The sequence below is a fragment of the Neobacillus sp. plas4 genome (genome assembly GCF_057221695.1).
In genome coordinates this window covers 3,080,788-3,105,987 of sequence record NZ_CM170152.1, presented here as the reverse complement: position 1 = coordinate 3,105,987, position 25,200 = coordinate 3,080,788, and the positions used below count along the sequence as shown (strand labels likewise).

The 25,200-nt window shown below is 37.3% G+C and carries 29 protein-coding genes; 9 read left to right on the top strand and 20 right to left on the bottom strand.

What is annotated here, in order from left to right; all coding sequences use genetic code 11:
- Nucleotides 1–109: 109 nt before the first annotated feature.
- The 3 genes from AC2TFD_RS15430 to AC2TFD_RS15420 form a co-directional block, all read right to left on the bottom strand.
- Nucleotides 110–1,363 carry an MFS transporter gene (locus AC2TFD_RS15430; protein WP_484676328.1) on the bottom strand — a complete coding sequence of 418 codons (1,254 nt, stop codon included), beginning with the start codon at nt 1,361–1,363 and terminating at the stop codon, nt 110–112.
- A 451-nt stretch (nt 1,364–1,814) separates the two neighbouring features.
- Nucleotides 1,815–2,678, bottom strand: coding sequence for a PhzF family phenazine biosynthesis protein (locus AC2TFD_RS15425; protein WP_484673479.1), 864 nt, complete (start codon nt 2,676–2,678; stop codon nt 1,815–1,817).
- Nucleotides 2,679–2,778: 100 nt separating this feature from the next.
- On the bottom strand, nt 2,779–3,444 hold the full coding sequence (locus AC2TFD_RS15420; protein ID WP_484673478.1) for a DUF429 domain-containing protein: 666 nt from the start codon (nt 3,442–3,444) through the stop codon (nt 2,779–2,781).
- 152 nt (nt 3,445–3,596) lie between these two features.
- Here AC2TFD_RS15420 and AC2TFD_RS15415 point away from each other — a divergent pair, with 152 nt between their 5' ends.
- A complete protein-coding gene (locus AC2TFD_RS15415; protein WP_484673477.1) occupies nt 3,597–4,019 on the top strand; it encodes a ribosomal maturation YjgA family protein in 423 nt (140 codons plus the stop codon).
- 142 nt (nt 4,020–4,161) lie between these two features.
- Here the strand turns inward: AC2TFD_RS15415 and AC2TFD_RS15410 are convergent, their stop codons facing one another.
- The 6 genes from AC2TFD_RS15410 to AC2TFD_RS15385 all read right to left on the bottom strand — a co-directional run bounded on the left by AC2TFD_RS15410 (nt 4,162) and on the right by AC2TFD_RS15385 (nt 7,782).
- Nucleotides 4,162–5,238: an NAD(P)H-dependent flavin oxidoreductase gene (locus AC2TFD_RS15410; protein ID WP_484673476.1), complete on the bottom strand. Its 1,077-nt coding sequence runs from the start codon at nt 5,236–5,238 to the stop codon at nt 4,162–4,164.
- A gap of 175 nt (nt 5,239–5,413) precedes the next feature.
- Nucleotides 5,414–5,689: a GNAT family N-acetyltransferase gene (locus tag AC2TFD_RS15405; protein WP_484673475.1), complete on the bottom strand. Its 276-nt coding sequence runs from the start codon at nt 5,687–5,689 to the stop codon at nt 5,414–5,416.
- A 153-nt stretch (nt 5,690–5,842) separates the two neighbouring features.
- Complete coding sequence (locus AC2TFD_RS15400) at nt 5,843–6,085, bottom strand: hypothetical protein (RefSeq protein ID WP_484673474.1); 243 nt, start codon at nt 6,083–6,085, stop codon at nt 5,843–5,845.
- Nucleotides 6,086–6,258: 173 nt separating this feature from the next.
- On the bottom strand, nt 6,259–6,408 hold the full coding sequence (locus AC2TFD_RS15395; protein ID WP_484673473.1) for a hypothetical protein: 150 nt from the start codon (nt 6,406–6,408) through the stop codon (nt 6,259–6,261).
- Nucleotides 6,409–7,069: 661 nt separating this feature from the next.
- Nucleotides 7,070–7,246: an RCC1-like domain-containing protein gene (locus tag AC2TFD_RS15390; RefSeq protein ID WP_484673472.1), complete on the bottom strand. Its 177-nt coding sequence runs from the start codon at nt 7,244–7,246 to the stop codon at nt 7,070–7,072.
- Nucleotides 7,247–7,374: 128 nt separating this feature from the next.
- Nucleotides 7,375–7,782: a RidA family protein gene (locus AC2TFD_RS15385; RefSeq protein ID WP_484673471.1), complete on the bottom strand. Its 408-nt coding sequence runs from the start codon at nt 7,780–7,782 to the stop codon at nt 7,375–7,377.
- Nucleotides 7,783–7,997: 215 nt separating this feature from the next.
- Between AC2TFD_RS15385 and AC2TFD_RS15380 the strand changes: the two genes are divergently transcribed.
- Nucleotides 7,998–8,450: a CBS domain-containing protein gene (locus AC2TFD_RS15380; protein WP_484673470.1), complete on the top strand. Its 453-nt coding sequence runs from the start codon at nt 7,998–8,000 to the stop codon at nt 8,448–8,450.
- 67 nt (nt 8,451–8,517) lie between these two features.
- On the opposite strand, the gene AC2TFD_RS15375 is transcribed toward AC2TFD_RS15380, so the two are convergent.
- Both AC2TFD_RS15375 and AC2TFD_RS15370 read right to left on the bottom strand, forming a co-directional pair.
- A complete protein-coding gene (locus AC2TFD_RS15375) occupies nt 8,518–9,975 on the bottom strand; it encodes a DHA2 family efflux MFS transporter permease subunit (RefSeq protein WP_484673469.1) in 1,458 nt (485 codons plus the stop codon).
- Nucleotides 9,976–9,988: 13 nt separating this feature from the next.
- Entirely contained in the window at nt 9,989–10,543 is a 555-nt protein-coding gene (locus AC2TFD_RS15370) for a TetR/AcrR family transcriptional regulator (RefSeq protein ID WP_484673468.1), read from the bottom strand.
- 376 nt (nt 10,544–10,919) lie between these two features.
- Here AC2TFD_RS15370 and AC2TFD_RS15365 point away from each other — a divergent pair, with 376 nt between their 5' ends.
- Nucleotides 10,920–11,894, top strand: coding sequence for an NAD(P)-dependent alcohol dehydrogenase (locus AC2TFD_RS15365; RefSeq protein ID WP_484673467.1), 975 nt, complete (start codon nt 10,920–10,922; stop codon nt 11,892–11,894).
- 104 nt (nt 11,895–11,998) lie between these two features.
- On the opposite strand, the gene AC2TFD_RS15360 is transcribed toward AC2TFD_RS15365, so the two are convergent.
- The 3 genes from AC2TFD_RS15360 to AC2TFD_RS15350 all read right to left on the bottom strand — a co-directional run bounded on the left by AC2TFD_RS15360 (nt 11,999) and on the right by AC2TFD_RS15350 (nt 14,167).
- Entirely contained in the window at nt 11,999–13,000 is a 1,002-nt protein-coding gene (locus AC2TFD_RS15360) for a DUF3231 family protein (RefSeq protein ID WP_484673466.1), read from the bottom strand.
- Between the two features lie 85 nt (nt 13,001–13,085).
- A complete protein-coding gene (locus AC2TFD_RS15355) occupies nt 13,086–13,616 on the bottom strand; it encodes a chromate transporter (RefSeq protein WP_484673465.1) in 531 nt (176 codons plus the stop codon).
- Nucleotides 13,613–14,167 (bottom strand): chromate transporter, encoded by a 555-nt coding sequence (locus AC2TFD_RS15350; protein WP_484673464.1) that lies wholly within the window; start codon nt 14,165–14,167, stop codon nt 13,613–13,615. The genes AC2TFD_RS15355 and AC2TFD_RS15350 overlap by 4 nt, the downstream gene beginning before the upstream one ends.
- A gap of 156 nt (nt 14,168–14,323) precedes the next feature.
- Here AC2TFD_RS15350 and AC2TFD_RS15345 point away from each other — a divergent pair, with 156 nt between their 5' ends.
- The 3 genes from AC2TFD_RS15345 to AC2TFD_RS15335 are packed head-to-tail and all read left to right on the top strand — an operon-like array spanning nt 14,324 to nt 16,918.
- Nucleotides 14,324–15,589, top strand: a complete 1,266-nt coding sequence (locus AC2TFD_RS15345) for a phytoene desaturase family protein (RefSeq protein WP_484673463.1) — start codon at nt 14,324–14,326, stop codon at nt 15,587–15,589.
- A 5-nt stretch (nt 15,590–15,594) separates the two neighbouring features.
- Entirely contained in the window at nt 15,595–16,470 is an 876-nt protein-coding gene (locus tag AC2TFD_RS15340) for an RNA polymerase sigma-70 factor (protein ID WP_484673462.1), read from the top strand.
- A gap of 55 nt (nt 16,471–16,525) precedes the next feature.
- Complete coding sequence (locus AC2TFD_RS15335) at nt 16,526–16,918, top strand: VOC family protein (protein WP_484673461.1); 393 nt, start codon at nt 16,526–16,528, stop codon at nt 16,916–16,918.
- Between the two features lie 90 nt (nt 16,919–17,008).
- On the opposite strand, the gene AC2TFD_RS15330 is transcribed toward AC2TFD_RS15335, so the two are convergent.
- On the bottom strand, nt 17,009–17,398 hold the full coding sequence (locus AC2TFD_RS15330; protein WP_484673460.1) for a hypothetical protein: 390 nt from the start codon (nt 17,396–17,398) through the stop codon (nt 17,009–17,011).
- Nucleotides 17,399–17,552: 154 nt separating this feature from the next.
- Here AC2TFD_RS15330 and acpP point away from each other — a divergent pair, with 154 nt between their 5' ends.
- Together acpP and AC2TFD_RS15320 are read left to right on the top strand one after the other, a co-directional pair.
- A complete protein-coding gene (gene acpP / locus AC2TFD_RS15325; protein WP_484673459.1) occupies nt 17,553–17,783 on the top strand; it encodes an acyl carrier protein in 231 nt (76 codons plus the stop codon).
- A gap of 338 nt (nt 17,784–18,121) precedes the next feature.
- Entirely contained in the window at nt 18,122–18,538 is a 417-nt protein-coding gene (locus AC2TFD_RS15320; RefSeq protein WP_484673458.1) for a DUF1284 domain-containing protein, read from the top strand.
- A gap of 33 nt (nt 18,539–18,571) precedes the next feature.
- Here the strand turns inward: AC2TFD_RS15320 and AC2TFD_RS15315 are convergent, their stop codons facing one another.
- The 3 genes from AC2TFD_RS15315 to ftsZ form a co-directional block, all read right to left on the bottom strand.
- Nucleotides 18,572–18,913 carry a hypothetical protein gene (locus tag AC2TFD_RS15315; RefSeq protein WP_484673457.1) on the bottom strand — a complete coding sequence of 114 codons (342 nt, stop codon included), beginning with the start codon at nt 18,911–18,913 and terminating at the stop codon, nt 18,572–18,574.
- 147 nt (nt 18,914–19,060) lie between these two features.
- A complete protein-coding gene (locus tag AC2TFD_RS15310) occupies nt 19,061–20,221 on the bottom strand; it encodes a DUF4317 domain-containing protein (protein ID WP_484673456.1) in 1,161 nt (386 codons plus the stop codon).
- A gap of 165 nt (nt 20,222–20,386) precedes the next feature.
- On the bottom strand, nt 20,387–21,568 hold the full coding sequence (gene ftsZ / locus AC2TFD_RS15305) for a cell division protein FtsZ (RefSeq protein ID WP_484673455.1): 1,182 nt from the start codon (nt 21,566–21,568) through the stop codon (nt 20,387–20,389).
- 542 nt (nt 21,569–22,110) lie between these two features.
- Between ftsZ and AC2TFD_RS15300 the strand changes: the two genes are divergently transcribed.
- Nucleotides 22,111–22,671, top strand: coding sequence for a MerR family transcriptional regulator (locus tag AC2TFD_RS15300; protein WP_484673454.1), 561 nt, complete (start codon nt 22,111–22,113; stop codon nt 22,669–22,671).
- Nucleotides 22,672–22,908: 237 nt separating this feature from the next.
- On the opposite strand, the gene AC2TFD_RS15295 is transcribed toward AC2TFD_RS15300, so the two are convergent.
- Together AC2TFD_RS15295 and AC2TFD_RS15290 are read right to left on the bottom strand one after the other, a co-directional pair.
- Nucleotides 22,909–23,043 carry a hypothetical protein gene (locus tag AC2TFD_RS15295; protein ID WP_484673453.1) on the bottom strand — a complete coding sequence of 45 codons (135 nt, stop codon included), beginning with the start codon at nt 23,041–23,043 and terminating at the stop codon, nt 22,909–22,911.
- 127 nt (nt 23,044–23,170) lie between these two features.
- The gene (locus AC2TFD_RS15290) at nt 23,171–25,093 is read right to left on the bottom strand and encodes an FUSC family protein (protein ID WP_484673452.1); all 1,923 of its coding nucleotides are present in this window, start codon (nt 25,091–25,093) and stop codon (nt 23,171–23,173) included.
- Nucleotides 25,094–25,200: the final 107 nt, after the last annotated feature.

Here is a 25,200-nt window from a genome sequence, read left to right as displayed (position 1 = left end):
TTCTTCCCCAAAATCTTCGCTGCACAGAATATCGGTCAAAATCATCCCAATCCTTGTGTCAGACAACAAATGTATTATAAGGCAAACCCACTAGTCACCTCACTTTAATTCACATTACCTCATTCCGTTTCTGTAAATAGCGATACAAAACAATACTAAAGACCGAACATAATAATGCACATACGCCTATGAAAATAAACCCAGCTTGAAATCCTCTCATTAATCCCATTTCAGCGCCGAGAAAGCTCGTGAATATTTGTTTGAAATATTCAATAAAAGCACCTAAGAATAGATTCGCAATCACAACGACGATTCCCATAATCGTAACGGTAACCGAAATCGCTGCTCCGATTCCATTCGGGTATCTTCTGGCCAGCAAGGCCATAACGGTCGGATAAACAGGTGCAATACCAAAACCGGAAACACCGTAAAGCCATACTCCAGATGGACCGAACAAAGTTGCCAAAATGGTAGAAATACCAGCTAGTGCAGAAAAAATAATAATAGACAGCATAAATCCAATTTTATCCGTTAGAATACCTAGGAGTAATCTTCCAACCATAAAGCAAAGGAAGAAGATTGATAACATTGAAGATGCTGCTGCAGAACTCCAATGATAAGACCTTTCGAGAAAGTTAACGAGCCAGCCTGCAATCGAAAGCTCAGCTATAACTCCAAAAGATAGAATCATGATGATGAACCATGCTACGCGATCCTTCAAAAAACTTTTAAATGGCAGCTGATTTTCAATGTTTGCAGTATCCTCAGGGAATTTTGTAAAAAACGCTGGAATCATAGGGATAATGCATAGGGACAGCATAAATAAGTACATGCCTTTCCACCCCAGCTCTCCACTTCCGAAAAAAGAAATTCCCATTAACCCTGCCGCCATAAGAGGTGCTGCGGTTGAGCTGAGTCCATAAAAGAAATGCGATAAATTCATCATAAACCCAGTATTTTTAGTGAATACTCTAGCTGCCAAAATCGCTAATACAATTTCCAACATTCCATTACCTAAATACATAATGAAATAAGAAACGGAAAAAAGCTCGAAAGTACTAGAAAAATAGATGAAAACACCTGATAACGTCATGGAGCTAAAAGCTAGTAAACTTGTAAGCTTACTGCCAAACTTAGACGAAAAAGCCCCTGTAAAGCTGCAAGCTAGTAAAAACCCAATCGAATTAATGGCCAACAGAAAGCCCACCTGCAACTCATCTATTCCATACTCTGTCTGCATTTTGGGTATCGCAGGTCCCTTTATATTCTCGGAAAATCCAAAAACCAAATACCCCAAAAAAACAACATAAAACGTTAGAGGTATGTATTTTTTTACAGGTTGTGTTTGTGGCAATGTTTGCATAATCATATCCTTTCATTCTAGTTTACATCTTACTTTCGTTACTCTATGATTCCTTACGTCTACCACAAAATTTCGGCGATAGTTTGGAGCAACGCTGGGATACGTAACAGACGATAAACCTCATAAAATCAAATACTAGGTAAAATTAAATACAGGCAACAATAAGGATGGTGTTTTAAAAATATATCTTGATGATCAACTTAAATTGGAAAAACGCGATATTCGTTATAGATCAGATAATAGTATGATTGATACAGCACACATCGCTATCTTTCCAGGAGGATTTACAAGTGATTTGGGAATGACTTGTGATGGTTATATAAGATTGTCATTGGTCAAAAGGGAATAAATAGATAAAGAATAAAGTCTCAAGTGCTTGCATTCACTTGGGACTTTCTATATCTATCTTTATTGGGCCATTTAAAAAAACAGGAGCCCAAGCAGCCCCCTATTAATACCACTTACCTTCTGCAATAACAAACACACTACCGCCTACTTGGATGAGAAAGTTATCCTCTGTCTTTTTGGCATTTATTTTTAGTATAGATGGTCTTCCAATAAAAGCCCCTTGTTCGACAGAATAATTAATTTCCTTAGAATTAAAAAAGTTATGTTCTAATAAATAGCCTGCTAAATTGCCATTTGCACTTCCAGTTGCAGGGTCTTCGAGATATCCGGATATAGGCATAAATAATCTTACGTTAAGATCATTTTCAGGGCTTGCAGTTTCAGTGGTAAAAGCAAGTAGATTTACATCCCCAATATCCGCCAATAGATCCTCATAGGCACGATGATTAATTTTACAACGACTTACAGCGTCCAATGTTTTCAAATTTACAATAACGCTTGGTAATCCCGTTGATACAACTTGAATAGGATACTCAGTATTAATATCTTCTTTATTAATTTGAAGGGCGGCGGCGATTCTATCAATCTCTACTTCATTACCAAACTCAGGTTGATTCTGCGTCATCCAAGCAGATTGATCTTCAAAAACAACCGGAACCTGCCCAACGGTAAGATTTAAATTGACTTCAGCTTTTTCAGTTTTTTCCAATAAGTTTTTGATGACGTAGGCTGTACCAAGGGTCGGGTGTCCTGCGAATGGTAGTTCAGAATCAGGGGAATAAATTTTCACATCATACCCCCCATTTTCCTTTAAACCAGACATAATAAAAGTCGTTTCCGAAAAATTGATTTCTCTTGCAATTTTTTGCATTTCAGCAGCATCTATCTCCTCTTCTGGAAGAAATACAGCTAATTGATTACCCTCATATTTGTTTTCGGCAAACACATCAACGATATAAAATTTCATAAATCAAGACTCCTTTCTTAAAATGCCATTTCATTAGATAACGATTTTACTATACTATTTAGAACAAGAATTGTCACATTTTTCTAACACAATTTTATTATTAACAACAAAAATCATAAGGATGTAATGGCGGATTGGCAGGCAGCAGCCATCTGGGTTGGAACGTTGGATCCTTCCAATGCCATGCACCTAATGCGGCTGCACAGGCGTCTATGAAATGGCTTTCTAAATCTATAAACATTGGAAGTCCTGTTACGTTTTGATCTATCATCCAATTTCTAAGAAAACTTCTCGCAGCTTGATTCTGTTCCTGTTTGTAGTTCAAGACATACTCTACTTCCTCTCGATGAAGTCTAGAGCCAATAACAGCACCTGGGTGCACTTCGACAATCGAGATTGGATTTATATTAGAAAGGTTTTCTAATTCTCTCGTAAGTTTAATTCCTCTCAAAGTTAAATAAACCATGCGATTAAAAGTTGGGGGCATGATGGACCCAGATTTCATGCCTAATGCAATAATAAACTGCCTCAACAATTTATCGCCTAACCTGTCCCCACCACCATCCTCATATGACAAAGGTGCGTCTATTCCGACCACGACTTCATCAATTTGGCTTTGTTCATCAATTTCTTTTATTATTTCCATGTCGCTTATATTACGTAATAATTTTACGAAATTTAATTGATGATCCCGTTTTTCAAATACGGTCAAAACAGTATCCTTATGATTACTGGGACCGGATAAATCAATGCCAATGATTTTCACTTTTTATATCTCGCTCTCTTTAAATATATTCTCATAATATGTGTCCACTTAAATCTCCCATTTTGTTAGATACTATCAATTAATACTTGTATACTTAAAAGATACACCTATAATGGAAATAAATGAAGATTATACTTTAGAAGAGTGATCTAATGATTTCTAAATGGAACTACCTCACTGGCAGTAAAGGGCGTGGGGTTTATATAATAGCTGTTTTTATTACTATCTTATTGGGTTTAGCCTCTAGAAAATTAAGTGATCTGCTTACACCATTCATAGTGAATAATGCTGGAGATATCCTTTGGGCTATGATGGTATATTTTGGATTTCGCTTCTTATTTGTTAATAAGGGGTTGTTATTCGCAATCTTTCTTAGTTTTATGTTTAGCTTTGGCATTGAATTTAGTCAGCTTTATCAGGCGGATTGGATTAATCAAATCCGCGGAACACTGTTTGGTGCATTGATTTTAGGTAAAGGATTCATTTCATTGGATCTTATTCGATATACTGCAGGTATTCTAATTGCCACTGCTATAGATAAAGTGTTTTTCCAGTTAACTTTACCCAAACAGTAAAGAAAAAGACAGAAGAAAATTATTCTGTCTTCCTTTTTGGTTTCCACTAATCTGGGAAATTTGTTTTTGAACACAATATTATCTTGTTTGTATTATTATTTCTAATTAAAACTGTGGAGATCGTTTACAGAAATTTAATTATTTAGAACAACTTTAAACTTTCAGCTTCATCCATTATATTTTTCATCAATGTTTTAACTGTTTGATTTTTAGCCAATCTAGGACTTTGACCAGACCATAGAGACATATAGTCTTGATTATTTTGCAAAGTTGCTGCTTTTCTAATTGGCTGTGTAAGAGTATTTTGAATTGGGAAATCTGGTAATTCATTTTCATACTTCTGCATTTCTCCGATAAATTTATTTTTAATCCCTCTTGCCCATTTTCCAGAAAAGGCTCGTGTTAAGACAATCTGATCTTCCTTGGAGTGAAGAATTGCTTGTTTATGTATCATAGGTGCTCCACTTTCTATGCAAGTTAAGAATGCCGTACCCATTTGTACACCCTTTGCACCCAAACAAATAGAAGCCATTAAACCTCTCCCATCCATTATTCCCCCAGCAGCGATAATAGGAATGTTCACATTATCAGCAACCTGTGGGACAAGTGACATTAAACCAATTAAGCTCTCCTGATTCTCATGGATAAAGTTTCCACGATGTCCTCCAGCCTCACTGCCTTGAACCACAACAATGTCCATACCCTTGTTTTCGTTTTCAATCGCTTCTTCAACTGTTGTTGCTGTTCCGATTAAAATAATATTATGTTGTTTTAACTCATTAATTACTTCCATACTAGGAACACCAAAGGTAAAGGAACAAACTGGAACTTCTTCTTCTAGTATGACTTTAATTTGTTCAAAAAATGTTTCTACTAGATTCCTAGAGTTTGGAATCTCTAGTGTATCCTTTTGTTGTAAATTCAGGTTCTTTCTAATTGGCTGCAATAGATCGTCAGCTGATTTAATCTCTTTCTCATTACTATTAAATTCAATAGGAACGAATAGGTTTATACCAAAATAGTTTGATGTTAACTGTTTTATCTCTCTTATTTGTTCTCGCATTTGTTTAGGAGTTAAATATCCTGCTCCAATCATCCCTAGACCGCCGGAATTTGAAACCTCTGCTACTAATTTCGAAGTGGTTACTCCGCCCGCCATTGGAGCTTGTATTATAGGATATTCAATATGCAACAGATTTGTAATTTCATTTTTTAACATACCTTACACCTCAATCATTATATTCAATAAATGGGTTTACACTCTATTCCCTACAAATCTACCTTATATTTGCATAAGAAACGTTCTACACCAGGATACTTTTCACCAAGACTCGTTATCTCGAACCCATAGTTTCGATAAAAATCTATTGCTTCATGATCTGTCTCTGCAGAAATCACTTGATAATGTTCCGAACTAAATCTATCATTTTGCTGCCAATCCCTTTTCCTCTTAGGTTTTTAGCTACGGCGATATGTTTAATTTCACATTCAATTGAGCTTTTAGATTCAATGCCTATGCAACCAACAATTTCACCTTTAAACTCAAAACTAAATAGTTTTCTGGCAGGTAAATTTCTATATTTTTCAAATTCTTGCTCCACATTAAAAGTGGCAAAGGAAAGCAGTTGTCTAATTTTTGGGTGGATTGTATTCAAATTAACCTCATTCATATAATCACCCTTTCTTTTTTATTTAAATTTATGTTATTCCATTGTTCCTATAATTACAAATATAGTTAAATTCATCAAAAAATGGTTCGCAAATTTTCAAGTACTAAATGCGTCATGTCCAATAAAAATAGGCTGCCGCAGCAACCTAATTCTTTAAGCGTATTTTATTCCAGCCTGCTTGATATTGTTGATATCACTTGAACTGCATGGTGTGACTGCATAGGTCATTTCACAATTTGGGCAATTCATTATAACGGTTTCTAGTGTAAAGGTTTCTCCACATTCGCAGGTAATCTCATGTACGACTGCTGGGGCCAAATTTTCCTTCCCTTTACTTTTAACGTGATCAACGATGTCTCTTCCATCTCGTATATGTGAGGAACAACCACAGCTCATTCTTAACCCTCCATTAATTTAATAATTCTCGTAATATAAGAATAGCATAGAAAACCTTACATGAATGTGGCGAAAACGGAACACATTTTATTGTAGCGTTATTTCCCTGCACATTTTTCACCAGATTAAAAAAGAAGACCTCTTATCGTAGAAGTCTTCTTGGAAATGATTAATTAATGGACACGAATAGTTTCATATATATCTTCATCATGATGCACCCTTGTATGCTTGGACTCAATTCGTTCAAATTCTTCCATTACATCATCATACATTGTCTCGCCAAACCACCAGTTTTTGAATTCAAGAAATAATTGTGTAAGCATCCTTGATTCCTCCAGTTAGGGTTAATGGAATTTCTTATGCTTTCATTATACATGTGAATCTCTTCACGTAAAAGCGCTTACATAATAGGCGGAATAGCAAAATTATAGTGAAAAGTTAGAAAATGGAGCAATTTCTATTATTATGAAAAATAAATGAAAAAGGAAGCACTTTTCAATCAGCATTTTTTTGGGTAAAGGAAACTTTTTTGACGGAGTGAAATATAATTATATAAAGGGAGTGATACGAATGTCTCCATCTAAACGAATAAAGAAAAAAATCTTATTAAATTCCTACTTATGTAAAATATTAGGGGTTATTAGTGACCAAGAATATAATACAATTTTAAATAATTTCAGTTCTCACGACGACCAAACTCAATAAAAATGTAACAGCATTTATTTTATTCGGTAAGAAATAAGGAAAGAATTTAGAGATTTTTGCAAAGAACATCCACTAGTATTAGAATGGCATTGATAAGCAGGTCAGTACTGTTATTTAGTAAAGGTCGTAACGGAATCAGTGAAAAAACTTGAGGAATTTATTGATGCTACTTTACCTTTCGGAAAGCACTCTACCTCACTATAATTATCTTTTGTTGTGGAATATAAACCATTTACTAATGGTGTTGTTTTAAATATGACAAAGGCAGCAGAATAAGATCTATTCTGCTGCCTTTGTCAATGCTCTTTCGAATAATAGACAGGCCATGCTTAAAACAAGAAATACGCTTGATTTGTGGGAGTTATTATCACCCACAGCCCTTACAGTACCGTCAATCCTAAGACCAACTGTATGACGGCGACTTGCTGCTATGGCATTTTTAGCCCACCGTTTCACTTATAATGCTGATTCTTCCGGTGAATTGTAATCCATGTTACTTTCTCCCCTTAAAGACAAGACTTTTTTCTGTGTAATATCCGCAAAAAATCACTTTACATCAATAAAAAATGAGTAACATATTCATATTATCTTGAATCTACTGCAGCTACTGCTTCGATTTCCACCAATTGATTTCTAAATCCTAATACCGTAACACCGGACAAGGTGCTGGGTACATCATGATCACCAAACTCTTTTCTTATAATTTCCCATACAGTGACCAAATCAGATTGATGATGTGTAGCAACGAGAACTCTTGTATAGACGACGTCATTTATTGCAGCGCCACATTCACTCAAGGCCTCTATCAAATTCTCCACACAAAGCTTTGCCTGCATTTCAATTGTACTGAATTCAGGTACATGCCCCTCCTTTGTAAGTGGGCAGGCCCCCGCTAAAAATAGTAAATCCATTCCTGCAGGAATATGGCTGGCATAGGCATAATCAACTTGAGCTAAATGGGTAGATCGAATAAGTGATATTTTCCTGTTCATTTCTATACCTTCCTCTTGTTTCATGATATGAATATACTAATTCTGGATTTTTATCATTATTCCTGCTTATAAGGTAACCTATCGTCTATTTATCCCTATCAGTATAGGAAAAATCACTTTTAAGACAAACTTTCATTTATGAGAAGTGGTTTATTTATGTTAAACTACTTTTATACGATAATGAATGCGGTTCCAACATGAAGAGAGGGATAGAAATGAAAGTAAGAGACTTCATGATTACGAAAGTTTTTACTGTGAAACCTTCGAATACAGTTAAAGAATTGTTACAAATACTCAATTCAAATCGAATTGGCGGCGTGCCAGTGGTGGATGATAGAGATCATCTAGTGGGAATTGTATCTGATGGGGACGTTTTGCGCTACCTATCCCCTAAGCCATTAGGTGTTGCAGGCCTAGTTTATATCATCGAGGATGGCGAGTTTGAGGATATTTTGATAGAAAAACTGGATACACCTGTTAAGGAAATTATGACGAAAAGAAACATCCTCTTCGTATCACCCGATGAAGAGTTTGAAGATACAATTCGTTTATTATCCCGGCACCATTACAAAAAACTTCCTGTGGTTAACGGGGCTGGCCGTGTCGTAGGTGTACTCAGCCGTGGAGACATAATCCATAACATCTCGAAAAAAATTATTTCATCATAAAAAGAACGATAAAAAAACCATTTGTAAAAATTACTTTTACAAATGGTTTTTGTTAATTTATATAATTCTACGATTCTCGTACGGGTTGTGTTGCTTTTACAGCAGCTGGAGATTTTCCCAAACTTTCGCTTGGTTTCTTCATAAAGAAAGAACATAATAATGCAACTGCTGAAATTCCTGTAACAAAGTAGAAAGTATATTTAACCCCGGCAGCTAATACTTCCGTTTGTGCCGCATCCGGAGTATCCGCAACGAAATTAGTTTGACCAGCTGTAAACAGCGTAATTGCGATGGCTGTCCCTGCTGCACCAGCTACTTGGTTCAATGTATTCATTGCTGCTGAGCCATCTCCATATAACTCACGCGGCAATGCATTGAGCCCATTTGTTTGCGATGGTATTGTTACCATCGTTAATCCAAAGAATAAAACCATAAATGCTACGATGATTTGCCAAGCAGGTGTGGTTGCTGAAATAGTTGCAGCAAAAATAAGATTTCCAATCAATACAATGACCGATCCAGCGACTGCTAATTTTTTTGGTCCTATTTTATCAAATAGTGATCCAACAATTGGTGACATAATCACGTTTACGGCATTACCTGGAAGTAATAATAAACCTGCTGCCGCAGCACTAAATAATAGTGATCCCTTTAAATACATCGGCAATAGAATTCCAGTTGATAAAATGACTAAAATACTTAAGAACATCATCGCTGTTCCTAAAGTGAACATTGGAAACTTAAAGACATCTAAATTAACCATTGGCTTATCCATCGAATTTTGACGAATTCCAAATAAAACGATGGCGATAATACCTACAAGCAAAGGTGCCCATACGATCGGAGCTGAGAAAGGAGCTCCTGCCATAGAAGCCAACCCATAAATTAATCCGCCAAAACCTACTGTTGATAAAACAATCGACAGAACATCAATTTTTGGTTTTGTAATTTCGCCAACATTTACAATTTTTGCTACAGCAAGAAGAGTCAAAATTACATAAAAAGCGGCACTGAACCAGAAAATATAGTTCCATCCTAACGTACTAATAACAACCCCGGAAAGAGTTGGTCCTAAGGCTGGTCCTAGTGTAATAACAAGACCCATAATCCCCATGACAACACCACGTTTATGAATCGGGAAAATAACTAAAAGAACACTCACCATGACTGGCATGATAATACCTGTTCCCATCGCTTGGACAATACGTCCGATTTCTAAGATTGCGAAATTTGGAGAGGCTGCAGCTAGAACCGCCCCTGCCATCGAAATGACAAGTCCCCCAATCACTAATTGGCGCGTGCTAAACCATTTCATTAGAAGAGCTGAAATCGGTACTAAGATTGCTAATGTTAATAAATAGCCTGTTGTCAGCCATTGTGCAGTTGCAGCTGTAATGGAATATTGTTCCATTACATTTGTTAAAGCCATATTTAAAGCTGTTTCACCAAATAATCCAATAAAGGCACCCAGCATTAAGATAGCTGCCATCATTTTAGGATTTTTTACTTGAATTTGAGTACTCATACATATCCCCTTTTTATCTAAAAAATTTTGGTAGTGCATGTGAAATAACTTTTAGTGGTTCGCTGGTTTTTTGTGTTAAGCAAAGCAGCATTCCACCTTCAATGGATGCTGTCATCATGAGAGCAACTGAATGTGCCTGATCTGCTGAAAATCCATCTGCTCGTAATTTATAGAAATAAATTTCTTGGATTTTTTGATACAAATGAGCACATGCTTCTCGGACTGGACCACTTAAGGTAGCCATTTCACTGACGATAGAGCTGAAGGTGTATCCAGAAATGGTTCCTTCCGTCTCAAAGGTAACGATTAATTTTTCAATCATGGCCATAGTTGCCTCAATTGTTGAAGGATACTGTTCAAAAATTTCCTCGATGTCCTTCGTAATACTTTCTTCTAATGTTTGAAGGCAAGCGATCAGTAATTCTTCTTTTCCATTTGGAAAGTGATAATAGAGTGAACCTTTTGAAATGTTACATGTTTTTAAAATTTCGTTTAAACCTACTCCTATATATCCTTTTTGTTGGAAAAGTGTTGTCGCGATGTCAATTATCAGCGATTTTGTGTCCATTCCCGTAGTACACCTCCACCATACCAACCGGTCTGTTTGTAACTATAACAAAATTTTTTTCTTAGGGTCAACCATTATTTTTTCACACTTTTGTCACATTCCCCCCTATGAAAACGGATTCCTTTCTGTTTTCACTAACCTCTTAAATCTTTGTTTATCAAGGCCTTAAACGTTTTCAAAAGCTCGGCTTAATTTTTCAAAAAATATTTTTATTTCTTTTTATATAGTAATGCTTACATCACTGTCTTCTCCAAACCCTTATCATTTCGTTTAGAAAAGATTAGCGGCTTTTGAACATGAATAACTTTAAATAGGAATATATTTTTATTTAGGTGTCTTGAAATGCATGTATGAGAATTGATAATAGGAGGCAACGATGAAAGCGATCCTTAGTACCCAATATGGTCCCCCTGATATTCTTAAATTAGCAGATGTCGAAAGGCCTATCCCGGAAGACAATCAAGTGCTTGTAAGAGTGCATGCTGCTTCCTTGAATTATGGAAACCTTGTTCTTTTAAGAGGAAAACCATTCTTAGCCCGTTTTGCTTTTGGTCTATTTAAACCAAAATTCTCCATTCCTGGAGGAGACCTTGCTGGGGTGGTTGAGTCTGTTGGGAAAGACGTTACTCAGTTTCGACCTGGCGATGAAGTGTTTGGGGATCTGTCAGGTGTTGGCTGGGGCAGTTTTGCAGAATATGCGTGTGTTCCGGAAAAGGCATTAGCAATAAAACCAGCCAATTTGTCTTTTGAGGAAGCAGCAGCGACACCGATGGCGGGAGTTACGGCCTTACAGGCTCTTCGTGATAAAGGAAAGATTCAGTCGGGACAAAAAGTATTGATTCATGGTGCTTCTGGTGGTGTCGGGACCTTTGCGGTTCAGATAGCCAAATCATTTGAGGCAGAAGTAACGGGAGTATGCAGTACGAGGAATGTAGACATTCTGAATTCGATTGGAGCAGATCATATCATTGACTACAAAAAGGAGAAGTTTACCGAAAACAATCAGAAATATGACTTGATAGTTGGTGTTAATGGTGGTCAACCCCTCTCAGCCTATAAGCAATCATTAAACCAGAATGGAATTTTTGTTCATGTTGGCGGCTCAGAAGCTCAAATGTTCCAAGCCCTCACATTGGGGCCATGGATTTCAATAACTTCGGGTAAAAAAATGGGCAGCTTTCTACAAAGGGCAAACCAAAATGATTTAGTTGTGATGAAAGAACTCATAGAAAACGGAAAAGTAAAGCCTGTTATTGATCGAACATATAAATTGGAGGAAGTTCCCGAAGCTTTCAGGTATTTTGAAGAAGGCCATATGCAAGGAAAAGTAGTAATTACAATGGAAAAATAGCGAATCCCTCAAAAAAAAGAACGAATGTTAAAGACATCTCTATAACATTCGTTCTTTCCTATTAAGAAATTTCGAGTTGATTAGGAATGGTTGATTAAGACTTTTCAATTTATTAATTGTTCACGGTCATCTGCTTGAGGAGGTTCTTCCAGCCATCCGTGTTTGATCATAATATTTGCCCCGTCTTCTGCATACAACGAAATCTCTGGGATTAACGAAGCATATTTCATCCCTAAATCTCTTCTAGGACTTGCGGCCATGGATGCTCCATAATTTCCGATTCCTGCTGCAATCATGGCCGATACATGGTACATAATGAGTTTATCCGAGAATACAGAAGTGGTTGAATCGGTAACAGCGGAATCCCATATCATAGGAGCTGGTAAGTTTTCTTTTTTCAGATATTCACTAAAAATATCAACATGCTTCTGGGCAATTTGTTTTCCTCTTTCCAGAAATTGTTTCACCTCGTTATCTTTAGAAGTTTGGGCAAACGCAATCATGAGCGCCTTCCCAATGGCATTGGTTTGAACATTTAGAAACAAATGGCTGATTTCAATAGAAGTGAGGGCTCTTTTATCTCCAAAAAACCCTGCTAAAAAGTGCTGTTTCTTTACAAAATCTACCTTGTTCGGAATGGAAATATAGGGAGGTTTTACATACGTTCCCTGTTTTAACATTAAATCTCTTGTTAAAGTTTGCAAAGTAAGGGAAGAATTTAAAACAACGGTATGAAGCGAAACAACATCTGGCCGTGTAGCTAATCCTAACGCGGCACAACTAGCAGCCATTGCAAGGATAGACATATTTTTAAAATACAATAAAACAAATGTATCAGAAAAAAGCCTCTGTGCATCAGGATTTACATCATCCTCTGTAAATCCGTAAGGAATCGGAAATTCTTCTTTTTCAAAGATGTCCGTCATAATAGAAAGGTGTTTTTTCGCTAATTCTATCGTTTTTTCAATAATTGGCCTTACTTCTTCATCTTCAACTTTTTGTAAAAAATATGTACTAACGCAAACAGCCAGCGTATCGTTAATATACTGAGACCATAAGCTAGACATTTCCGCTGCAGTTAACCGGATATTTGTTTTATCATTCATAACATAACCCCCTATTCATACATCAAAGATAATATTTCCAAAAAATTATAAAAGTATGAATGGATAGAGTGTTATATCACTACCTTTAACCTAAAAAAATCGCACCTGCAGCTAAACCAGCAATGATGACGTATGCAGGATGGACCTTCCATTTTTCCAAAAGCAAAAAGCTTATAATCGCAATCATCAGGGTTGCCCAAATCCCATTGGAGGCGTAGGAAGTTTGAAAAAAGTCAAAAGTCAGCGTTCCCATGAGAACAGCAACGGCTGGTAAAACGATTTTTGACAATCTCTTAACCCTTGGAGAATCTTTGTACTGAAAAATTAGCCTCATCAGAACAATCATTAGGAACAAGGATGGTGTAATCGTGGAAAATACACCTACCACTGAACCAAGTACCCCTCCTACTTCATAGCCAATATAGCCAGCCATTTTTGTAGCGATTGGACCTGGCAGAGCATTTCCAATTGCTAATATTTCACTGAATTCACTGGTCGTCATCCATCCATAACGTGTTACGACCTCGTGTTCTATTAATGGAATGGAAGCAGGACCGCCGCCGTAGCCAAGAATTCCCGGTATTAAAAAGGCAATAAAAATATGTACATAAATCATAGGCTCTCCTTCTTACTCTTCTCTGGCATGATGAAAGCTGCAATAAGCAGCAATCCAATCACAATCCCTGGATGAACATCGAGAATTTCCATCACGAAAAAACACCCAACAAGAAGAATCAGACCCCATTTCCATCCAAAGCCAGCCTTTGTTTTTTTAAAGAACTCCCAGGTTAATACTCCCATCATTACTCCAACAATCGGGACGACGGCGGCGGTCATTCCCTGTACCCTCGGGTGGTCTTTAAATTGTTTAAATGACGTTAATAACAGGACCATTAATAGAATTGTGGGCAAAACAGTGGCAAAAAGCGCGGTAATCAAGCCCATAACTCCCCCAACACGGTATCCAATATAGCCAGCCATCTTTGTCGCAATGGGTCCCGGAAGTGTATTGCCCAAAGCTAATACCTCACTAAATTCTTGATCATCCATCCATTTAAAGGTACCGACCACTTCTTTATGTACAAGTGGAATCGTCGAGGGTCCGCCTCCAAACCCTAACATTCCAGATCTAAAAAACGCGATAAACAGATTCCATTGAACTTTCAACGTATAAACCACCTTTTTTTATCCGTACTTATTATAGTAATCATACCCCACTGAAAGCTACCTTTCATTCTTTTTATAACGTTTTTAAAAAGTTCTGTCACATAGTACCTCCCGTAGTCGTTATGAGTGATGAATGAATAGATGGAGGTTTTTTATATGACGAATAAATGGGATATGGTCATTATTGGCGGCGGGCTTTCAGGGTATGTAGCAGCCAATTATTTAGCTAAAGCTGGTTTCTCTATCTTACTAGTGGAGCGGGGAAATAAGGTTGGCGGGAGGGCTCGAAGTGATATGATGAAACAGCAATATTTCAATCTTGGCCCACATGCTCTGTATAAAAAAGGAGTGGCCAAACACATTCTCGAGGAATTAGGTGTGAACCTAAGTGGAAATTCACCGAAAATCGGGTGCACTTTAGTAGAAAACAATATCGACTATGCTGCTCCCTTCTATCCTTTTGGCGTATTGACAACTACGCTTTTAAATTGGCAGGAAAAGATGGAATGGGTTATGGTACTAATGAAGGTAATGATGGTGGATAAGGAAAAGGCAGCCCAGCTTACCTTCGAACAATGGGTGAAGCAAACAGCACACTCTAAAAAAGTCCAGTCTCTGCTCTATTCGCTCGGGCGGCTCTCGACCTATTGTCATGCCCCAGAATTGGTCAGCGCAAAAGTTATTCTTTCTCACTTACAGCTTGTCACAGGTGGTGTACTTTATTTAGACAACGGATGGCAGGCAATGATGGATCAACTTCACAACAAAGCCGTCATCTCCGGTGTTCAAGTACTACGCCATTCAACGGTAAAAAAATTATTCAGGATTGAAGATGATTATAAAGTAATGCTATCAAATGACGAGGAATTTCTCACGAAGTATGTACTTTGTACAACCGGTCCAGAGGAACTGTGCCAATTGCTGGACGAATTGCGGCCGACTCTACAGAATCGTTTTACCGCCGTAAAAGGTGCGACCTTAGATGTTGCATTAACAAAGCTGCCGAACCCAAAGGTCTCATTCGCACTAGGTCTATCAGATCCGCTCTACTATTCTGTTCATTCAACTGCAGCACGACTCTCTCAGGACGGTAAAAGCACTATTCTGCATGTATTTCGATACTACCACCCTGATGATGTGATAGATGGAAATACTGTAAAAATAGAACTGGAACAATTTTTAGAAAGATGGCAGCCTGGCTGGCAAAACTTTGTGATTACAAGACGGTTTATGCCGCAAATAACGGTTAACCAGCGATTGCCACAAGTAGGTGATGAGGAAGTGCTCCATCGTTCTAAAACAGAGATTCCGGGATTATATATAGCAGGAGACTGGGTTTCCCCTGACTATATTTTATCAGAAGGTGCTGTCAGCAGCGGCAAACAAGCAGCTGAAGCAATCATTCAAGAAGCACTGAGGTGATAATCGTGCAAATAAGTAACGAGGATTATGTACTGTATAAACCTTTACTATTTTCCATCGGATACAGGATGTTAGGCTCTATAGTGGAAGCAGAAGACGTCATGCAGGAAGTCTTTTTAAAAGCGTATCAAATGGATCAGCAAATGATAGACAATAAGAAAGCATATCTTTGTAAAATGATGACAAACCGCTGTCTAGATGTTTTAAAATCAGCACGGTTTAAAAAAGAACAGTATGTTGGTCCATGGAACCCTGAGCCATTATTGCTAGAATCCTCAGCAGATTTTGATCCAGCGAAATATGTTCTTCGGAATGAAGGGTTGAGTATCGCCTATTTACGGATGATGGAACATTTGTCACCGGATGAAAGAGCCGTCCTGCTTTTAAGAGAGGTAATGGATTTCTCCTATTTGGAGATTGCGAGTATGATAGAAAAAAAAGAAGAAAACTGTAGAAAAATATTCAGCCGAGCGAAGCAAAAGATTGCACAAGTGGAGAATGAGAGCCTTCATTACGAGAAGAATAAATCGATCATCCATCTCTTTATCGAAGCGTTTCAGACTCAAAATACAGGTGCACTGTTAGAGCTTCTTTCTGAGAATGTTACACTATACTCGGATGGCGGCGGCAAGGTTAAGGCAGCCATTCGCCCAGTATGTACAGTGTCCAATGTTTTGGCATTTTTGTACGGTATTGTTAAAAAAGCACCAGAAGGGTTTAATTTTGATATCAAAAATGTCAATGGTCAGCCAGCCATCGTCAATTATGTGAATAGTTCCCTTCATAGTATTATTTGTTTTTATATAGGCGACGATTGTAGTATTAAAGAAATGTATATTACCCTAAATCCTGATAAACTTATTCGTTTTGAAAAAAAGTAAGATTCATTTCAGATGTTAGGATGTACAACTGAAAATATTAAAGGTGGAATTAACAATGATCAGTGGAATTAATCACGTTGGTTTGAAAGTCATTGATATGGAACGTTCAGTGGATTTTTATTGCAATAAGTTAGGATTTACGAAAGCATTTGAATTAAATACACCGAACGGTGAGCCGTGGATTGTATACATTAAAGTCACTGATGGGTATTTTATTGAATTATTCTACGGAGGCAAAGAAGGCGATCGATTAAGAGAGCATCATGTGTGTTTTAGAGTGGATGATATCCATGCAACTGCCGATCGTTTTAAGAAGAACGGAGTTACTTTAGCGGATGAAATTACGCAAGGGCGAGCTTTAAACTACCAATTCTGGATACAGGATCCTGATGGAAATTGGATTGAGTTTATGGAAATGCACCCAGATTCACCACATATGAATTGTTAAATGCGTTCGCATTAACATTTAAACACAGCATAGCGATGAAAAATAAAGGATAGACGGGCAATAAAAAATGCTCCATCTATCCTTTTTTTACTAAAAAGGTTTTGGTTTTCTTTCGAATATACTCATAAAGTTTTTTCTGTAATAGATCAACAAATAACCATGAGTGACAACAAGTATTATAGCTAAAGGAAGTAATGAATGGTCTAGGAACAAATGAAGTAAAAAGATGTTTGCGACAATTGGCGATAGGACGGCAATGGCTAACGGGATAAATTGATTGAACAGGATTAAAGTCCCGCAAATAATTTCTAACGTTTTTTCCACGATTAATAGATAATCAAATTCAAATAATGACATGGCTTCAGGGCTGGTTGCAATAAATGGTTGTAGTCCAAAAATGACAAAATAACCGTTTATTCCTGCCGTCAAAAAAACAATTCCTACTAGTAATCTGCATATTTGCATAAATTTTTTTTTCAATTTACACACCTCCTCTATATATCTATTCCAATTAGTGTGAAATTAGCTAAAACATGGAACGGTTAAAAATTAATAAATAGTACTTTCTTATTGTTTTATGTTCTGATTTTGGTTGCTATAATGATGGATAGGAATGAATTAGGAGGATGGCCGAATGACAACATACGAAAAGTTAAAGCCTATTATTGCAGACCAACTCGGTATTAAAATGGAAAATATCGCTCCGGAAGCAACATTTAAAGACGACTTCCAAGCTGATTCGCTTGATATGGTAAACCTGACAATGGAAATTGAAGATGAATTCGCGATTGAAATTAGTGACAAAGTGGCAGCAACACTTCAAACGGTCGGGGATGTTGTAAAATTTATTGAAAACCGTAAATAAATAAAATGGCGGATTTCCAGAAGCTGATAGACACAAGTGAACCTATCGCAGAAGGCATCCGCTAAAACCTCTTAAATTGAATGTTTCAATTGCCGCAGCAAGCCCTTTCCAACTAAAACTTCCCTCTGTTAAAGATCTAACTTCAAAGGATTTCATTCAGTGTTCTAACTTAACCTTAACATTTCTATCTCATATTGTCTGTTTCGAACAAATCAAAAGCTTAAAAAACAAAAAATCTCCAATTGTTCTTTGTTGATATGCTATCATATAGAAAAAGTGTTAACTATTAATGATAGTCAGTTAACTTTAATTAACACATGTTAACTAGGGGGAAAATTATGTTCAAGCTGCGGGGTCATCACCTTTTTTGCCTATTGGGTTACCGTGGAATGGGTTATTCCGAAGAATACGTTAAGAATATGACCCGTTTGCATCAGAGCTTGAGAGAGAATCCCAAGACATTGATTCAGATTGTAAACGGACCAGACCAGTTATGTGAAAAATACCCGAACACAGGTACCTATCACTGTCAAAACGAGAATATTTATGAAAGAGACGCTGTTATTTTAGAAAAAATGGGGCTTACAATCGGACAAATACTGAATTGGGAGGACATTGAATCTCATATCAAAAAGTCTGTCGTCCCCTCCGATATTCAAGTAATCTGTGAAACTTGTTCGTGGCGTTCTTTTGGAGTTTGTCAGGAAGGAATTCAAGAGATTCATGAAGGAAAAGGATTGAGGATAGTTAAATAAGCAATAGAAAAAGCTTGAATAATTTCAAGCTTTTTATTTATTTAAAAAGACCGTACCAATGCCAATTAGAATAATACCTAAAATGGAGTAGACTGAAATTTTTTGTTGTAATACAGAAATAGATAAAATGGTGACCAGAACCGCATATATACCAGTTTGGAGACCACCCAGCATGACCGTATTTCCAAATGTTTTGCTGCCTTGGATAAAACCCCAAGACAGAAAAATATTTCCTATAAAACTGAGAGGAAGAAAATATACATTAAATTTTATCGAGTCTTTTATAGTGGGTTCGAAATAATGGGCAGATAAAATGGGCAATAAGGAAAAAACAATCGCACCCATGGTAATTGCGCCAATGACTAATAATTTCATACGGATACCCCTTTTATTAATAGTACTAATTAGTATCGCGTATTTTTCTTCCCGCTATTCAGTTCTCAGTGTGACTCTAAAACAAAAGTTGGACCCTATTTGTAGAGAACCAACTAATTGCTATTGCTATTTCGGGGTAAAAAACCACTAGAGAGTTTTGGTCTCCAGGCGAAATCCTTCAACGACCACCTCTTCATCGACTTCCAACAATAGACACCTTTTTCCTTCGTACGTGATATATTTTACATTTTTCAAATCTTTCGGATTAATTGTTACATCTGCTAGCCTGGTACTTATTTTTATTGATTTAGGGACTAAAGTGTTAGCTTTAAATTCATGGGTTTCATCCGCTACCACACTTTTGAAGGCATGTTCTACCTTAGCACTATCTACATTTTCTACACCGCTTACCGTTAAGATTCGTTCCACGTCGCGATAATCCAGCATTGGTGCTTCACTTGCTTCATTTTCAATGTTTTCCTGAACTACTTTATCAATTTCCTCATACACATTTGAAATCACCCTAGAATCCACTTCGTCACCAATTACTTCCTTTAAAATCGCATCGAAGCAGTCCTTATCTTCCTGTGCAGTAATGATATCTTCACAATTGAGAACCTCTTCGATAAAAGAATAGTCTGGCTGATTTATTTTCCCCGAATAATAGAGAATATGGTTGACATCGGCAGCATTGTCATTAAAGGCAGGAAACAAAAATCCTGAAAGCGGCGATTCTAAATTAATAATCGGATCGACCACGTGATAGGACTTGAATTCTTTTTCGATATAATCGAACATCAAGGATTTTTTCGGCTGGTCAGTTTTATTAAGACTGCATAGGATAAACTCGTTAGAATAAACCTCATCATTGCCGCCCTCTTCAGATTCCTGATTCCGTTTCTTGGTAACCTTCCGATATTCTCCGCGAATAAACGTGACCACTGTGTCAAACTCATAAGCTGTATTCGCAAACATTTTCTCGACGACTTGCAGCATATTTTCTTTCCAGTCTTCTGTTAGTTTCTCTTGTAATCCTTCAAAGAGGATAGCCTGTGTGCTATATTCCACATCGCGTTTGAATTTAAGCTCGAATAATTTAGCGTCCAGGTTGCCGGTTAAAACCTTTTTGAAATTCGCTAAAAACAATTCTTGTGCTTCCTGATCTACTAGTTCGAACGGCTGGCTCACCTGATGGTAGATTTCACCTGATTCTTTTTTCACATAAACATTGAAGATTTCTCGTAAATTCATTAGATGATTATTTAATTTAAATTGCTTTCGGATATTCGCGATATCTTTTTTATTCACTTGTCTCAACTCCCATCCCTGATTATACTGTGCAGACTAGAAAATAGTAATACTTGAAATTTTTTAATCATCATACCTGAGAAAATGGATGTTCTCCCCTTCCGTTTATTTACATTAAAAAAGGCTGCCTAAAGGCAGCGAGATAAGTAATTCTGGTTTTGATCTTTATTTTCTAAGTCGATCCATCCGTCTTCTCCGATTCCGTAAAAATGATGGTACTTCCTGAGATTCTTCTGACTCATCTTGGTATTGATCATAATCTTGAACAGGTTCACTATGATAATTGCGCTCATAATGAATATAGTTATAATCTGTCTGTGGTTCTCTTTGATATGGAAGATGGGCAATTTCCTCTCTTGCTGGCTGTAGTTCTTTTTGTGGTACTTCCTCCTGTTGATCTGTGAATCCCGTGGCGATGACCGTAACAATAATTTCATCATGAAGGTTCTCGTTAATGACTGATCCAAAAATCATATTTAATTCCTCGCTAGAAGATGCAGCCACAAGTTCAGCAGCTTCCTGGACTTCAAAAAGACTTAAATTTTGACCGCCAGTTATGTTCATAATCACACCGTGTGCTCCATTGATGGAAGTTTCTAATAAAGGACTATTTAATGCTTTCTCCGCAGCCTCAGCAGCACGGTTACTGCCACTCGCAATGCCAATCCCCATTAAGGCAGTTCCTTTATGTGACATGACCGTTTTTACATCGGCAAAATCTAGGTTAATTAATCCCGGTACCGCAATTAAATCAGAAATCCCTTGCACACCTTGACGTAAAACATTATCTGCTTCACGGAAAGCCTCAATCATCGGTGTTTTTTTATCAACAATCTCCAATAAGCGATCATTTGGAATAATGATTAAAGTATCGACTGCTTCCCTCATCGCGCTGATTCCACGATTCGCATTAATGGACCGTTTATGTCCTTCAAATTTGAAAGGGCGTGTTACGACACCGATGGTCAAGGCACCAAGCTTACGGGCAATATTCGCAATAGCTGGCGCTGCACCAGTGCCTGTGCCACCGCCCATTCCCGCTGTTACAAAGACCATATCTGCTCCTTTTAAAACTTCTTCGATTTGATGTTTGCTTTCTTCCACTGCTTTTCTTCCTATTTCCGGATTGGCACCTGCCCCTAGACCTTTCGTCAAAGAAGAACCTATTTGCATCTTAATGGCTGCTCTCGATTGATTGATTGCTTGTGCATCTGTATTAACAGCAATAAATTCTACCCCGCCAACTCCGTCCTCAATCATCCGGTTGACAGCATTGTTTCCCCCGCCGCCTACGCCAATTACTTTAATGTTTGCTAATTGGTCCATTCCTGTATCAAATTCAAACATGCAATTTCTCCCCCGTTTTCTTATTCACACGAATTCGTGATTCATATGAACTTCTTCAGCTGTATTAGAAGCCCCATTTATACATTTTGAACCGGTTTTTCATACATCCTAGTTATTTGAAGGCATGTACGAATCAGTTGTTTAAAAATGCTATAGTTTTTAGTCTACGGAACATTAATTTCGTTGTCTAGTTAAGTGATACCTATTAATAGGGTTGAAATATGGGCAAAAAATCATATCTGCCAGAAGCTGATGACAGTATAATCTCCTAGATTTCGTAATAGTAGGACCATTTTGTTTCTTTTGTTAAAGAAAGTTAACTTTCTATTTACAGTTCTATTACTATCGCCCAGTTCGACAAATTTCTAAAAATCCATTGTTATAATGGCTTTAACTTGAAAAAATACAAAAATGGAGGAATCATGCTAGAACTTTTACTCTATGTAGGTACCTATTTATCTGTAACTCTTGCTCTTGGTTGGCTGATTACAGTAGCCTTTGATTTATTTTTTAAATAACCTAAATAGCGGAGGTGTAACACTTTGTCTGAGCTACATTCCCCTAGTGACGTACAGGATTTGTTGGGACTCGACAGCAATACATTACGGAAGTATGCAGTTCTATTGGAAGGACATGGATATCACATCCACCGCAACAAGAGAGGTCATCGGGCTTATGATGAAAACAATATGATCACTCTCCGCAAATTAATTGAATTAAGCCAGGAGCAAGGGATGACCATGGTCGAAGCAGTACAAACGCTGGTTACGGAGGAAGTAGAAACAGTCACGGAGGATGACAAAACGGTCAGTGATAAAGTAGAAATAGCACCCTCACAGACAAGTGATGACAGGTTAATAGAGAAGGTTTGTAATCATGATGAACTGGTAGAACGGGTAGACCATTTGGAGCAAATAAACGGTGATTTAATTAAACTTTTAAAGGACAAGGCTGTTCGGGAAGCCTATATAGAAGAGAAAATCAATCAGATTTTAAAAGTTGTCGAACGAACAGAGCAAATGATCGCTGAAAGTAAAATGATAGAGGAAACTAAAAGACAGATTGCAGCCACTAGTCAAAAAAAATGGTGGAGATGGTGGTAGTTTGGGGGTTCAGCTCTTATGAAGACCACTTTTTTTGTTTTTTTGAATGGAAATGGTCGTCATCACCCATATGAGGACCACTTTCTCTGTTTTTATGAATGGAAATGGTCCTCATCGCCCATATGAGGTCCACTTTCTCTGTTTTTATGAATGGAAATAGTCTTCATCGCCTTAATGAAGACCAATTTCCCTATTATTTTGAAGATATTCCGTCTTAATCTAAGAGTGGGTCCCCTCTCATTTCATTTTTACAGGAGTGACCACAGCAAATACATTTTCTGACGGGTCCTTTAAATTGATTTCAATAACTTTATACCCATTTCCACCAACATTTTGGTCATTTTTATTAGTTAAGATGATTTGGTTATTCATTGTTATACTTCCTTCCAAGAAATTTCTCACAGAAGCTATCATATGATAAAGGTTCAAAAAGGTGCATGATTTTTTTTGAAATATAAAATTCAACCTTTTGGTGATGTTGTATATGCATTTTTATCCTTTAAATCCTCGAACTAAGCGCATTCTGCAAATGAATCAATTCTCTTTGGATACTTGGAAATCCCTCAATATCAGGAATGTTTTTAATTGAGTCTGAAGAACGTGGGTTTGCAGCATGGGCCATCATTTCACACGCGTAAATCAATTGCGAAAGGGTAGTATCTGATAGCTTTGGTCGTTTCTCCATTTTAGAGCAATCCTCCAGGAGAAAACCTAAATGCTCGATGGAGAAAAGAACGGGCCAATAATAATCCAATTCTTCTCTATTAACAGGAATTTCTCCTGAAGCTGTATGATACAAGGTTTTTAAATTCATAATATTGATTCGCATCTTTTTTAATCCTTCACTTTTACTAACATGAAAGCCATCTCCTAGTTCGGAAAAAAGGACCAATAATAATTGTGCCTGAGCTCTAATCGTTTTGGTAATTAAATGTGGAATTCGACTAGAAGCAGACTTTCTTCCAATCAACCATACACCAATTAGACCGATCACACTCCCAATGATTACATCTATGATTCTGGCTGAAGCAAAATAAGTAAAGCTAAAACTGCCTTCTGATGTACTTTCAGCCATCAACAGAGCATTGGGTGTAAAAAACAAGGCTGCCAGCCCATAATTTTTCACAATAAACAGCTCAGTAATGAATGTCAGTAGAAGGACAAAAAAAGCAATAATATATCCCGATGGTTCCATAGCAAGGATCAAGCTGGCAATTAGAATACCTATCACCGTACCAATTCCTCGTTGAATGGCACGGTGATAGGTAGACACAATTGTAGCTCCCGACATGACAGCCACACAGGACAACGGCACCCAATAAGAGCGTGCTAGATCAAGCTCAAAGGCAATGATCGCAGCAATAATAATAATAAAACCAAAACGTAAAGCCGAGATGAAAACAATGGAGTTTTTGTCAAAGGCACCTGCAAATCTTGTCTTCGCTGATAATTTGGAAATTTGAATAGTTTGGTTAATTTTTGTAACAGGTTCATTCATTAGTGCGTCAGCATCATAAACCATGGTAAATAACTGACTTACCTTCTGATCTAGTTCACTCGGCTGAAGAATCCTTTTGTAAGTACCTTCCGCCTTCTTTTGATTAAATGAATGGGCAAGTTCTCTTACCATCTGTCCTAATTCTGGCGGGAATTTTTCTTGAGAATCCAGAAAATTGTTTAAGATATACGTAAATATCATGTTTGCCTGTTTATTTAGTAGATATAAACGTTTAAATACCTCTGATTCCTGCCAAGGGATAAATCCTACGGTGAGCGTTTCATCTGAGGCATTTAAAACGGACATCATCCTGTGTCTCGATTCATTAAAGCTATCTGTCCCTACTGAGTCTATGAATGCCGCCAATTCTAGATAGACTCTCTCTACTTCATTTTCCTCTGGACCATGTGGATTAAAAAACCATCCAATCATGGCAATTACCCATGATAGACTGCCGCCAAGGAAAACGAGACCGGATCGTATTAGAGCGAGTTCTGGTTCTTCCACCATCCCAGAAGTCATCGCAAAAACCAGAACAAAAAAGATGGCAGATGGTCCAGCAATTTTTAAAGCTCCGAAAATAAAAAGAACAGTGCCTCCTATTACCCCCATTAATATAGCAACAGCAAGAGGATAAGGTGCTGAAATGGTTCCTAAAAAAGTGACCAAGGTCATTCCAAGTACAACAAAAAACAACTTTTTAGCTCGCTGTGCATAAGGAATATTGAAGACGTACAAGTAGGTGAAACCGCCCAATCCTGCAATTAGTCCATATTCTATGTGACCAAAGAGCAACCCGATTATTATAGGTAAACTTGCCGCTAATCCAGCAGAAAAGGCTTTTAACCATGGAAATGGCTTGCTGTTAACTGCTAATGCCTGTTTCATAATGGATGAAGCTTCGCTCTTTTTTATTTCTCCCATCTTTATCACTTCTTCCTAAAAATGAACAAATCATTATTTTTCCTTCCTATACTAATATCAGAAATTGTTAGCAAGAAAATACATTCGAAATCTACACTTTGAGTATC

What these genes read in the sequence shown, in the direction of transcription:
- AC2TFD_RS15335 (WP_484673461.1), top strand. Translation starts at nt 16,526, where the DNA reads ATGATCAGTGGAATTAATCACGTTGGTTTGAAAGTCATTGATATGGAA.
- AC2TFD_RS15395 (WP_484673473.1), bottom strand. Translation starts at nt 6,408, where the DNA reads ATGCTTACACAATTATTTCTTGAATTCAAAAACTGGTGGTTTGGCGAG.
- AC2TFD_RS15415 (WP_484673477.1), top strand. Translation starts at nt 3,597, where the DNA reads ATGATTTCTAAATGGAACTACCTCACTGGCAGTAAAGGGCGTGGGGTT.
- AC2TFD_RS15365 (WP_484673467.1), top strand. Translation starts at nt 10,920, where the DNA reads ATGAAAGCGATCCTTAGTACCCAATATGGTCCCCCTGATATTCTTAAA.
- AC2TFD_RS15315 (WP_484673457.1), bottom strand. Translation starts at nt 18,913, where the DNA reads ATGAAATTATTAGTCATTGGCGCAATTACCATGGGTGCGATTGTTTTT.
- AC2TFD_RS15360 (WP_484673466.1), bottom strand. Translation starts at nt 13,000, where the DNA reads ATGAATGATAAAACAAATATCCGGTTAACTGCAGCGGAAATGTCTAGC.
- AC2TFD_RS15320 (WP_484673458.1), top strand. Translation starts at nt 18,122, where the DNA reads ATGTTCAAGCTGCGGGGTCATCACCTTTTTTGCCTATTGGGTTACCGT.
- AC2TFD_RS15375 (WP_484673469.1), bottom strand. Translation starts at nt 9,975, where the DNA reads ATGAGTACTCAAATTCAAGTAAAAAATCCTAAAATGATGGCAGCTATC.
- AC2TFD_RS15295 (WP_484673453.1), bottom strand. Translation starts at nt 23,043, where the DNA reads ATGAATAACCAAATCATCTTAACTAATAAAAATGACCAAAATGTTGGT.
- AC2TFD_RS15410 (WP_484673476.1), bottom strand. Translation starts at nt 5,238, where the DNA reads ATGTTAAAAAATGAAATTACAAATCTGTTGCATATTGAATATCCTATA.
- AC2TFD_RS15385 (WP_484673471.1), bottom strand. Translation starts at nt 7,782, where the DNA reads ATGAACAGGAAAATATCACTTATTCGATCTACCCATTTAGCTCAAGTT.
- AC2TFD_RS15400 (WP_484673474.1), bottom strand. Translation starts at nt 6,085, where the DNA reads ATGAGCTGTGGTTGTTCCTCACATATACGAGATGGAAGAGACATCGTT.
- AC2TFD_RS15425 (WP_484673479.1), bottom strand. Translation starts at nt 2,678, where the DNA reads ATGAAATTTTATATCGTTGATGTGTTTGCCGAAAACAAATATGAGGGT.
- AC2TFD_RS15430 (WP_484676328.1), bottom strand. Translation starts at nt 1,363, where the DNA reads ATGCAAACATTGCCACAAACACAACCTGTAAAAAAATACATACCTCTA.
- AC2TFD_RS15380 (WP_484673470.1), top strand. Translation starts at nt 7,998, where the DNA reads ATGAAAGTAAGAGACTTCATGATTACGAAAGTTTTTACTGTGAAACCT.
- acpP (WP_484673459.1), top strand. Translation starts at nt 17,553, where the DNA reads ATGACAACATACGAAAAGTTAAAGCCTATTATTGCAGACCAACTCGGT.
- AC2TFD_RS15405 (WP_484673475.1), bottom strand. Translation starts at nt 5,689, where the DNA reads ATGAATGAGGTTAATTTGAATACAATCCACCCAAAAATTAGACAACTG.
- AC2TFD_RS15370 (WP_484673468.1), bottom strand. Translation starts at nt 10,543, where the DNA reads ATGGACACAAAATCGCTGATAATTGACATCGCGACAACACTTTTCCAA.
- ftsZ (WP_484673455.1), bottom strand. Translation starts at nt 21,568, where the DNA reads ATGTTTGAATTTGATACAGGAATGGACCAATTAGCAAACATTAAAGTA.
- AC2TFD_RS15355 (WP_484673465.1), bottom strand. Translation starts at nt 13,616, where the DNA reads ATGATTTATGTACATATTTTTATTGCCTTTTTAATACCGGGAATTCTT.
- AC2TFD_RS15290 (WP_484673452.1), bottom strand. Translation starts at nt 25,093, where the DNA reads ATGGGAGAAATAAAAAAGAGCGAAGCTTCATCCATTATGAAACAGGCA.
- AC2TFD_RS15345 (WP_484673463.1), top strand. Translation starts at nt 14,324, where the DNA reads ATGACGAATAAATGGGATATGGTCATTATTGGCGGCGGGCTTTCAGGG.